This window comes from Pseudomonas marincola, assembly GCF_900116605.1.
GTDB lineage: Bacteria > Pseudomonadota > Gammaproteobacteria > Pseudomonadales > Pseudomonadaceae > Aquipseudomonas > Aquipseudomonas marincola.
Map to the genome: position 1 here is coordinate 118,437 of NZ_FPBC01000013.1, position 11,189 is coordinate 129,625.

An 11,189-nucleotide genomic window follows, 5' to 3' on the forward strand; every position below is an offset into this window, starting at 1 on the left:
GCGAAACTCCCGGCTCTGGCGCATTTGCAGTCTAGTCGGCGCGGGCGACTCTTACCTGTTGCTCAGTCGGGGAGGCGAATCTATGGGCGTGATGGCGGGATGTACAAGGCGCCAGAGCGGCGCCTTGTTGTGGGTCTTTGAACCTTACTTGCTGGCGTCGAGCACCACACGGTAGCGGGCTTTGCCATCTCGCAGGTGTTGGATGGCGGCGTTGGTTTCACTCATGGGGAAGTGCTCGACCTGCGGCAGAATCTGATGGCGGGCGCAGAACTCAAGCATCTGCGCCATGATCGCAGGCGAGCCGACCGGTGAGCCGGAAATACTGCGTTGGCGCGGAATCAGATTGAACACATGCACCGGGATTGCGCTTGGCACGATTCCCACAAAATGCAGCCGACCTTTGCCGCGCAATGTTGCCATCAGTGCGTTCCAGTCGAGATCGGCACTGGCGGTGATCATCAGAAAATCGAGGCTGGCGGTGATTGCTTTCATTGCTGCACTGTCGGTCGAGGCAACAACCTTGTGTGCGCCGAGCCGCTTGGCTTCATCTTGCTTGTTCATTGAAGAGGTAAACGCCGTGACCTCACAGCCCCAGGCATTGAGAAATTGCAGAGCCAGATGGCCGAGGCCGCCGATGCCAACCACACCCACCTTGTCGGTGGGTTTGACTCCCAGCTCCAGCAGCGGCGCAAATACCGTGGAGCCGCCGCAGAACAGCGGGCCTGCAAGGCTTGGATCGAGGTTGTCCGGCAGGGCAATTGCCCAGGCCCAATGTGCGCGCATGCGGTTGGCGAAGCCGCCATTGCCGCCGATGATGGTAGGTTTAACGGTCGGGCAGAGCTGGTGCGCGCCGTCCATGCAGGACGCGCAGTGCATGCAGCTGGATTTGTGCCAGCCAATCCCAACCCGCTGGCCCAGCTTCAGGCCGCGCGCCTGCTCGCCAAGACGAACCACAGTGCCAACGGCTTCATGGCCCGGGACGAACGGGTATTTTGCATTGCCCCATTCGTTGTCGATCATTGATTGATCGGAGTGACAAATACCGCAGTACTCAACAGCAATCTCAACCTCTTCTGCGCCGAGCGGACCCGGGTCGTACTCGTATTGCTCCAATGGCGCGCCAGGCGCTTTGGCGGCCCAGCCGGTGAATGTGTCGAGTGTGCTCATGGGGTAAAAGTCCTCAGGCTAATCAAATCGGTTTCAGCATAGTCGTTTGCAGCTACAGGTGAAGGTTGATCATTTGCCATGATGATGTGGCTGCTGCCTCGGTTACACTGGCTTGTATGTCGTACTGTTGATGAGTTTTTGCATGCCTCGTATCTCGCGTCCTCAAGCGCCGCGCCGTCCAGCCAACAAGTCTGCACCGCGTCGGGTGGCCAAGGCGCCGCCGGCAGAGCCGCGCCTGTTGTTGCTCAACAAGCCGTTTGATGTACTGACCCAGTTCAATGATGATCAGGGCCGCGCCACCCTCAAGGACTTTGTCGATGTGCCCGGCGTGTATCCCGCTGGGAGGTTGGACCGTGACAGCGAAGGTTTGTTGCTGCTGACCAATGACGGGCAGTTGCAGGCTCGTATCGCCGATCCTAAACACAAGTTGGCGAAAACCTATTGGGTGCAGGTTGAGGGCGAGCCAACTGCCGAGCAGATCCAGCGACTGGCCGATGGCGTTGAGCTGAACGATGGCCCCACGCTGCCCGCGCAAGTACGTGCGCTGGAAGAACCCGAGTTATGGCCGCGTAATCCGCCGGTGCGTTTTCGCAAGAGCGTGCCAACGGCGTGGCTGGAATTGATTATTCGCGAGGGGCGCAATCGTCAGGTGCGACGAATGACGGCGGCAGTGGGATTGCCGACGCTGCGTTTGGTCAGGGTGCAGATTGGCCCGTGGCGGTTGGCAGAACTGCAACCGGGGCAATGGCGCGAAGTTGATCCGAAGCTGTAATGCGTTTTCAAGGAATTCACCCGCCAATGGCTGGCGGGTGAATGCTGGCAGGCTTACATGCCGCCTTCGATTTCCATGCCGGCGATCACGAACGTCTTGATCACAAAGCCAAGCACGCCCAAGCCCAACGCCAAAAACAGAATCATGCTGCCAAAGCGGCCAGCCTTGGATTTCTTCGCCAGATCCCAGACGATAAAGGCCATGAACAAAATCAGGCCGCTGACCAGAATAGTGGTCATCCAACTTTCAAAAACTTCGGGTTCCATACGGACCTCTATGTCGTGTGGCGCAATGCCGAACTGCAAATCGCCGGCGATTATACGTCAGCAACGTGCGTCGGTCAGTCCCCGCTGGTAAGTCGGATTCGCCTAGCTGCGCAGGTGTTGCAGCGGCAATTGGGTGCTGGAGAGCACTTGTTGCAGGACAAAGCTTGAGCGCACGCTGGAAACGCCATCAATACGGGTCAGCGTACCGAGTAGTAGTTTCTGATAGTGGTCCATGTCTGGCACCACAACTTTGAGTTGATAGTCGGCATCCATGCCCGTTACCAGGCTGCATTCCAGCACTTCCGGACAGTTACGAATCACTTCCTGAAAGTGCTCGAAGCGCTCCGGCGTGTGCCTGTCCATGCCGATCAGCACATAAGCGGTGAGGCTCAGGCCGAGTTTCTGCCGGTCGAGCAGGGCAACCTGACCGACGATATAGCCGTCATCCTCCAGTTGCTTAACCCGCCGCGAGCAAGGTGATGGTGATAAGCCGATGCGTTCGGCCAGATCCTGATTGGATAACGTTGCATCGCGCTGCAATTCGGCAAGGATATTCAGGTCGTAACGATCAAGTTTGTTCATGATTGGCTCGTTTTCATTAACTTCGTGCAGGTAATAATGCTCTATTAGTTAAAAATTGCGCAAGCAGGCTTTATTTGAGCAATATTCGCAATCATCTGCTGCGCGCCCGCACGTATTATTTACCTCAGTTTCAAGGCCCGGACAGCATGTCCACCCCGACTCACCCAATCAGGTGAGCGGTAGCCGCCGATCCCACCGGGTCGTTACGGCAGCCGGGTCCGCACTGCCCAACCAGGCGGGCGAGGAAAAGGCACCAAAACTGCCAATACAGGACAACATTTCCCGAGGGGAGGCCGTAAGGTCTCCCTTTTTTCTTGTGGGCGCTTTGTCAGTCCAGCGCCAAGCTAGGCAGCTGTATCAATCCCCTAGGCGTTACTGACCCAAAACTTTGTGTAGGTTATGGAGCAAAAAGGGTGCGCTTTATCGGCGCCAATATCTTAGTTCCGAAATGCCCTACATATAGCCACGAGGCATCGCTGATATTTTCGCCAGAACTGAAATATTGAGTCTGCTCCAGCGCAGCTTCAGAGGTTCTACTCCGATGAGCATCAGCAGTTCCTTAAACGTGATTTCCTGCGCCTGCACAGTGCGCATCTCAGTTGTTTTCCCCCTCTCATCCCGCTCAGCAAAACAACTGCCTAGTTGCGCTATGGGTGCAATTGCACACAGCACGAAAGGGCATGGCAATGAGTGAGTTTCCTGCTCTTCCGCAGGCGTTGCCTTGGCAGGGCGGAGCGTACCTGTTTTTGGATGGAGTCAGTGTCCCGGACATTTTGGGCAAGCTCTATACCTGGTACCCAGACCCTGATATCGAGATTCTCTATCTAAAAACGCGCCTTGCCGAGCTGCATGACATTTCCCCGTGCCTGATTCGCCTGAACAGCCCTTATGAGGCGGCCATGCAAGCCTATTTCGATAACCTCGAGGATGAATGGGGCTATCTGATATTCAGCCGTGCGGATAAAACCACGTTGATACAACATTTACGTTGGCTGTTAACGGTTAAGCATCCACTAGGGAACACTGTATTTTTACGTCATGCTGACCCCGCAGTAGCGAATGCGCTGTTTGCCGATGCCGTCAGCCGCTGTGATCTGCGTTTTTTTGGGGTGATTGAACTGGCAGTAATGTTTGATCCGGTCACCCGCCTGTGGAATCAGCATCAACGGCCCAGTGATGCCTTAGCGCCTGTCTACGACAAACCCTATGCGTTGAGTGAAGCGCAAATGGAGTTGCTCAGCGAGGTGAGCTTTCGCAATGTGCTGATCAATCTCGATAAGCATTTGCATACACATTTCCCCGCGTACTGCACCGCTCTAACAAGGATTGAGCGTTGGCAGCATCTGCGCGGCCTTGCTGATGAGGCCTATGAGCGCGGCTTCAACAGCGAGCGCGATATTTTTCGTTACGCCAATATTTTCGCGCTGCTGGGCGATGACGCCTTGCAACATCACCCAGACATCGCAGAACTGATCACGTCGTCCTCTGCTGCAACGCCATCACAGCGCGTTGAACAAGCGGCTCGTATCGCCTACGAGCGCACCCAGCAGCGAGGAGATCAGGCATGAGTAACACGAACCCCAATGATGTGGATGCGCGCACCAACGATGCCAAGTCTGCGATGGCTGAATGCCCGTTAATGAAAGAAAAAGTGCAGCTCTTGCCCCTGCGCTATGGCTTGGTTGAGCGGCTTGATCCGAGCAGTGCAATCAAACCACCGTTTACCTTGAAGTCCCGTCCGTTGGGCGTGCGCCTTATCCGCGATGGCTGGCTGTATATCATCGATAACAGCACCGGCTACCTGCATGAATACAGCGTAACGGGCGGCGCGATTACCAAACGGTTATGGCAAGGCACCGAAGCCAGCCAAGACCAACGTGAGGGCGGTGAGGGCGAGAGTATTCTGCTGTTCCCGCGGCTAAGTCGTCTACATGTGGCGTATAGCGAAGTGCAGTGGACGGCTAGAAAGTGCTCACAAATGATAGGCAGCGTTGAAGAGCGTGAACACTTTATGCAGGTGGTTAATCTCTCCAGCGCCGACCCTATCGCAGGCGCGACGCACCTGCTAACCGAGCGCCAGGCCAAGCAGTGGATTGCTGAAGTTGCCGAGCCCGCAAGTACCGAGCCTTTACCCGAAGGTGCAAACGTAGAAGAAGGCCAAGACTACGTTTGGGAGAATCAAACACTGTTTCAGAAGACCCAGATAGGCACGGTAAAAAACCAGCTGCAAGGTGCGTATCAGACTGACCATTTGTACTTAGTGTTCGAAGACAACATCGGCGTATTGCGCGACCTCGCGCAAGAGCAAGACACAGTAGTGGGCTGGATTGATGATTGGCGCAGCAACGAAGACACCGAGCTCAAGTACATGGTGGGAAGCTACATTGAAAACCTAATGGTGCTCGGTGAGCAGAACGTTCAAAGCGCCGGGGCCAGTGACAACTTCCAGAAGAAAACTACGCCCCAGCAGCGTCAGACGGTATACGACTACGTCAATGCAACTAATGACCTGAAAACCCAGGCAAGTAAAACATCGGAGGTGCTGTACCCCGCATTCACTCTTGGCGGTCAGTTAAAAGGGAGCCCGGAAACTCAAATCCTGCAGGCGGCCGCGGAGAACAACAAACAGGCCATGCAGGCCGCTCTCGGCGACGCCCTCTACGATGAGTTGGGAGATGATATTGATGCCATGCAAGACAGCACCCATGCATCTCTGGAAGGAAAAGGCCTGGGCGCCCGTGGCATCAATGACCTCGTGCGTTATGAAGAGATGAATCAGTATCTTGAGGCTGAACGTGTCGGCATTAAGCGCTGGACCCAACGGCTGGATTTAATCACTGAAGACCGCACGCTACTTTTTACCACGGGTGAGTTCCACCGCAGTGCCTGGTATTTTGATACCAGCGTGTCCGCCCAGTTCGAAGCCAAACTCGCTACCGAATTTAATTGCGTGCGTGACTTGTGCCGAACTGGCGAGAGCCTGGAGGCGGTGGGTGAATATTTTCACGTGCACCCTGAATACATTCTTCCTGCCTATAACGGTGTTTTCGGCGGTAAAGCAGCCACATTGATCAAGCTACTGGACAATACCCGCAAAGCACGAGCAAGCATTGAAAGCGCTAACCTGCAAATAACCCGAGTGGAAGCCCTGATGGGCTCACATTGGACGCACAGCCTCCATCTTTCGCCTCAAGAACGCTCACTGAGTATTGCGGTTGCAGCCTCTTACTCACCGGCTGTTGCTTTGCGTCTAAACCAAACAATGGCCGACTTAGAAACCAAGCTCAACTCACCTGGGCTTTCGGCAGATTTGGAAAAACTCGACACCCACAGTAATCGTGGTCAGCGTTTGGCGGGGCTTCTTGCGCTTAAGCAAGAGGGTGCAACTTTACAGATTTCAAGCGAAGCAGAGATCAAGCAGTTCAAGCTTAAGCTCAATGAGCTCAACCGCTTGCTGGGTGAAGAAGACTCTTTGCGAAAAGAGCGGAATCTTGCCAAAAATCAAAGCAAAAAATTTGGTTCCACTGCTGAGATAAGACGAAGTTACTTGTATGAAAAACAGCTGCTCAACAACAAGATTTTTCTCGTTCGCCAGCAACGCACTGCCTTAACCAATCAGTTGGGCGATAGCATCATCACCACCAATACGGCCTCAGCTGTAGGCGCTCTTGGGCTGAAAGTTAAATTGACTGCTGCACAGAAAGCCATGTTCGATGATGAAATTGGACGTATTCAACGTGGTGCTTGGAAGGGCTATGGAGAGGGCGGTGCGGCAAAGTCGGTTTTGAAGGGTGGTTGGTTGCCGTTGGGATTGATGTTGTGGCAGTCGTGGTCGCTAGGGGATGCATGGAGAACTTGGTCATCTATTCAAGCTGAAGGTGTTGCTAGTGTTAAACAAAACATTGTTTTTCTAGGTGCATTAACGGCCCCAGTTGCATCCGCACTTTCAATTTACCAAGGTGCCCACATCGTTCTCGTAAATACGGCATTTGGCTCTCTGCAAAGCGCTCACGACAACAAAGCGGGCATGCTATTCGCTGTGAAAATGGGGCGTCTAGGATTAGGTGTTGGCATGGTTATCGCGCCACTCTTTATGACCAGTGCGATCGCTACTGCATGGAACAATGCCGATAAATGGATCACAGCCATAAAAACTGGCACTACAGGAGAACAGGTAGGAGCGTCTATTGCTATCGCTGGTGATATGGGCTATGCGAGTTTGAGCACCGCCATTACCCTGCGCGGATTGCGGGATCTGGCGGTAACCGGTTGGGAAGTCGTTTCCGTATCTGCGGCTGAGCGGGCTGGGGTTATGAGCCTGGCGTGGAGCACCCGAGGGCTGCGGTTCACTAGCTTTCTCGCGCGATCCACACCCTGGGGCCTCGGGCTAACCGTTGCGCAGGTCTTGGGTGAGGCGCTGTATAACTACTATCACCTTGATGATACCCAGCGCTGGATGCTTAACGGCTGTTGGGGCAACGAGGCGCAATGGTCTACATGGGAAGAGCATGCCCAAGCTTTGGCGGAGGCAACGTTAAAGCCTGTAGTAATCGATAAGGGCTTCGACAAAGCCCCTGATCATGGTGGTGTGCGCCCCTTATTACTGTGCTTTCCCGGCGTTACCCCCGAAAGCTTGAAAGCACAGCCAATGACTTTAAGCATGGACTTTCAGCGCGGTAATCTACCCCCTGAAGACGCCACAGAGGCCATTATTAACGAGTTATGTGTTGTTAGCACTGTGCCTTTGGTGCTGCGTTTCGATGTGCCGGAGCATTGGTGTGGCGTGGCCACTTGGCTTCATTTGCGTGTTGCTGTCCAACCAACTTTAGCCAGCACCCCCCTTAATCAGGACGATAATTTTTTATTCTACGCAATCCCGCTCGATTACATGCCGTTAGGCCACAGCAAAATAAGGCTAGGTATGGCTGGCTCCGTGGGTAAAGGCTTACGTGCAATGAATTTTGGCGTGGAGAACCTGCATGTCAGCGAGTAAATACCAGCGTTTACCGCATGCAGGGGATACAGAAAAAACACTCACTGAGGAAGTGGTTTATCTGGCTCCTAAGCCCATTCCTACAGGAATGGCCGCATTCAGTAGCCGAGAGTTGTATCGTACTGCGAACGAGACATGTGCTGACTTTGTCATGGGCCGCGGCAGCTTTGAATTTATGATCCGATGGGCGATTGGGTCGTTTATGTTTATTTTTCTTTTTTTCTGCCTGTGCACTGCTGGTATGGCACTAGCTACTGTTTATCTAAGAGTTGGGGCCTTTTGGAGTGAATGGTTTCATTTCATGTTAAATCCCTTCATTCATTTTATTCTTGGTCTTTTAGCCTTTCTCTATACCGGCACCATCTTAGTATCCATCCGCAAGCTAGGCTCAGTCCCCCCTGTAAGATTTAATCGAGAACGGCGCGCGGTAGCCTACGTTGCTAAACGAGGTCAGCGCGCTCGATTCGTGCCGTGGGAAGAAGTGATTGCCTGCGTGTCGGTCGGCGAAACAATCACCGAATATGCAGTCACTCTCCGGTTCTTGCTCAAGATAGGTTTGCGCGATGCAAGTCGCGGTGATGTGCTGTGGGTCAGCGTTGCGGCCTCAAGTGTTGCAGAGGCCATGAGTGAGTGGGAGGCTATTCGCACCTACATGGAGCAAGGCCCTGCGGCACTGTTAAGACCCTTGCCCGAAGATCAACAACTTGAACTGGGTAGCGTGGAATACTTCTATTCCTGTCGCGACGACTACCGCAAGTATCACAGCTGGTTGAAGTACTTCTTCGGTTTTGTCGTCATTCAGTTTTGCAGCGGTTGGACAATACCGTGTCATATCTCCAACTTGATCAACAAGCTGCCTAGAACCGGTTTTCCAAAAGCTGTAATTGAGTGGTCAAAACCACTGCCTTGTGAACAGCACGCCAAGCCAAGTGCGGAGTTGATCGCAGAGAGCGCGCAAGTGCAGCGCTCTCTGAACAAAGGCCAAAGTTTACTGGATTACTTCAAGGTAAAGTTCGGTTGAACTGGGTAAGTGCAGTGCGTGGAAGCCGGGGTGTTAAGCGCGCAAGTTCTAAACGTCGACTTCTCTTTCCATATATGCCTGCCGCATTCATCGCTCAAACATCGTTGGTCGATACAGCCTCATTTAGCGTCAAAACCTCTGAGTGGCGATGATTTATACCTTTACTTCAACGTGCCACTGGATACCCAACTGGGCCCTCCGGTGACAGGTATTCCAGCGGTAGAAGAAGTCTCTCCATTGAAAACCTTCAAACTTCAGAGGGATAAAATCCGTGGCTGATAGTAAATATGACCGATTGCCACAAGCAGGTGATTTTGAGAAAAATAATGGTGTGGAAGTTGTATATTTCTCGCCTAAGCCTATACCTGTCGGGGTGCAAGCCTTTAGTGCTAGGCAATTGCAGCGCGATGCTAATGATACCTATATGGACTTTATGGTTAGCCAAGGAAGTCTTGAGTTTGCAGCGAGGGGATATATAGGCTCGGTAGTTTGTATTTCTAGTATTTTCACTCTAATTTTTATATTTATGGGGTTTGCTGGTTATACCTTAGGTAGACCCTTTTGGAGTAGTTTTTTACAGCATTTTTTGAATCCCTACTTGTGGGGGATTGTCGGAGTTTTGGCCGCTTTGGGCACATATTTTATGTGTAAAGCTGCTAGGAGTATCGCCGCTTATCCTCCAACACGTTTTAACCGGCAGCGTCGGGAAGTAGCGTTTGTGCTGAAGAAAGGCGAGGCTCCACGATTTGTCCCGTGGGAGGACGTAATTGGCTGTGCCTCCGCCAGCCAAAGCATTACTCAGTACGGCGTAACTAATAACTTTGCCCTGATGTTGGGGCTACGTGATGCAGATAGTGGTGATGTGCTTTGGGTCACGGCGCCTTATGCAAGCTTGAGCTTGGTAGTCAGCGAATGGGAGGCTATTCGTGTGTATATGGAAGAAGGCATTTCAGGGTTGCCCGCACCCACTATTTTGGATGAGGACAGGTTCCAAGAAGGCACCGTTGAGCACTTTTACATGTGCCGCAAGACCTACCGTGAAGACCATTCTTGGCTAGTGTACTTTTTCGGCTTTGTCCTGTTGCAGTTTTTTACTGGCTGGACGATACCGTGTCGAATCTCTATATGGATGAATAACCGCCCCAAGGCTGCTTATCCAAAATCTGTCATCGAATGGTCGAAACTATTGCCCCCTGAGCAGCACGCTAAACCCAGTGCTGAGCTATTAGAGCAAAGCGCTCAAGCCCGTAAAGCCTATGCCGAAGGTAAAACCTTCTTGCAATACTTTGGTATTGACGAGGTTAATGAAGACTTTGTTTGAAATTTAATAAATTATTCATTTGTCAATACTCGTAAACGTGCCTCATACCATCTTTCGATGGTTCAGATTAACTGTCGATGCGCGTAGCTTCAGCGCCTATTAATCGGCTGACTTTTTCTAACCATTTTTAATAGCAGGATGACAATTTTTTATTCTATGCAATCCCGCTTGATTACATGCCGTTAGTCCACAGCAAAACAACTCTAGGTATGGCTGGCCCCGTGGGTAAAGGCATACGTGCAATGAACTTTGGCGTGGAGGACCTGCATGTCAGCGAGTAAATACCAGCGTTTACCGGATGCAGGGGATACAGACAAAACACTCACTGAGGAGGTGGTTTATCTGGCTCCAAAGCCTATTCCTACAGGAATGGCCGCATTCAGTAGCCGAGAGTTATATCGCACTGCGAACGAGACATGTGCTGACTTTGTCATGGGTCGCGGCAGCTTTGAATTTATGATCCGATGGGCGATTGGGTCAGTTGTTTTATTAAGTTTTTCTTTTTTTTGGGGAATGGAGTAGCGGCTTGGATTAGGTGGGCTAAAGAACCCTTTTGGTTAAGTTGGGCCTATAACGAGACCAATCCATATCTGTGGGGGTTTCTAGGTTTTTTAGCATTACTTTATCTTGGCACCATCTTAGTATCCATCCGCAAATTAGGCTCAGTCCCCCCTGTAAGATTTAATCGAGAACGGCGCGCTGTAGCCTACGTTGCTAAACGAGGTGTAGTGGTCAACTAATCCCGGACACGACGTTAAGTTTCTGCTCGGCCTGAGCGGGCGCTAGCCCGCCATTGAATGAATGAGGCCGTATCCAGTTGTAGCGATGCATCAAATAATGGCTGATGTCCCGTTGCGCCTGCTGAACCGACATATAACCCATTGAAGGTATCCACTCGGTTTTCAAGCTTCGAAATACACGCTCCATCGGCGAGTTATCGTAGCAATTGCCCCGACGACTCATGCTCTGGCTGATGCGGTACCGCCACAGGCGCTGACGGAAGTGACGACTTCCATATTGCGACCCCTGATCCGAATGAAACAGCAGCCCTTGAGGTCTCCCGCGTT

The 11,189-nt window shown here is 52.4% G+C and carries 10 protein-coding genes; 6 read left to right on the top strand and 4 right to left on the bottom strand.

All coding sequences use genetic code 11. The annotated features are described in order from the left end of the window. Positions 1-144 precede the first annotated feature (144 nt). Positions 145-1,167: an NADPH-dependent aldehyde reductase Ahr gene (ahr, locus tag BM395_RS18635; RefSeq protein ID WP_090514744.1), complete on the bottom strand. Its 1,023-nt coding sequence runs from the start codon at positions 1,165-1,167 to the stop codon at positions 145-147. Positions 1,168-1,372: 205 nt separating this feature from the next. Here ahr and BM395_RS18640 point away from each other — a divergent pair, with 205 nt between their 5' ends. Beyond that, positions 1,373-1,939, top strand: a complete 567-nt coding sequence (locus tag BM395_RS18640) for a pseudouridine synthase (RefSeq protein WP_170827777.1) — start codon at positions 1,373-1,375, stop codon at positions 1,937-1,939. A gap of 53 nt (positions 1,940-1,992) precedes the next feature. Here the strand turns inward: BM395_RS18640 and BM395_RS18645 are convergent, their stop codons facing one another. Further along, complete coding sequence (locus BM395_RS18645) at positions 1,993-2,205, bottom strand: DUF2788 domain-containing protein (protein ID WP_069900779.1); 213 nt, start codon at positions 2,203-2,205, stop codon at positions 1,993-1,995. Positions 2,206-2,307: 102 nt separating this feature from the next. After that, positions 2,308-2,787, bottom strand: a complete 480-nt coding sequence (locus tag BM395_RS18650) for an Lrp/AsnC family transcriptional regulator (protein WP_069900780.1) — start codon at positions 2,785-2,787, stop codon at positions 2,308-2,310. Between the two features lie 686 nt (positions 2,788-3,473). On the opposite strand from BM395_RS18650, the gene BM395_RS18655 reads away from it, so the two are divergent. The 5 genes from BM395_RS18655 to BM395_RS18675 all read left to right on the top strand — a co-directional run bounded on the left by BM395_RS18655 (position 3,474) and on the right by BM395_RS18675 (position 10,644). Then, positions 3,474-4,355: a DUF4123 domain-containing protein gene (locus tag BM395_RS18655; RefSeq protein WP_170860625.1), complete on the top strand. Its 882-nt coding sequence runs from the start codon at positions 3,474-3,476 to the stop codon at positions 4,353-4,355. After that, complete coding sequence (locus tag BM395_RS18660; protein ID WP_090514748.1) at positions 4,352-7,780, top strand: toxin VasX; 3,429 nt, start codon at positions 4,352-4,354, stop codon at positions 7,778-7,780. The genes BM395_RS18655 and BM395_RS18660 overlap by 4 nt, the downstream gene beginning before the upstream one ends. Continuing rightward, positions 7,767-8,801, top strand: coding sequence for a hypothetical protein (locus tag BM395_RS23645; RefSeq protein WP_244529010.1), 1,035 nt, complete (start codon positions 7,767-7,769; stop codon positions 8,799-8,801). The genes BM395_RS18660 and BM395_RS23645 overlap by 14 nt, the downstream gene beginning before the upstream one ends. Positions 8,802-9,072: 271 nt before the next feature. Continuing rightward, the gene (locus tag BM395_RS23650; RefSeq protein WP_244529011.1) at positions 9,073-10,122 is read left to right on the top strand and encodes a cation-translocating P-type ATPase; all 1,050 of its coding nucleotides are present in this window, start codon (positions 9,073-9,075) and stop codon (positions 10,120-10,122) included. A 267-nt stretch (positions 10,123-10,389) separates the two neighbouring features. Further along, complete coding sequence (locus BM395_RS18675; protein ID WP_090514752.1) at positions 10,390-10,644, top strand: hypothetical protein; 255 nt, start codon at positions 10,390-10,392, stop codon at positions 10,642-10,644. Between the two features lie 210 nt (positions 10,645-10,854). Here BM395_RS18675 and BM395_RS18680 read toward each other — a convergent pair. After that, positions 10,855-11,189, bottom strand: a 335-nt coding sequence (locus BM395_RS18680) for an integrase core domain-containing protein (protein ID WP_141124112.1), incomplete at its 5' end; no start/stop codon positions are given.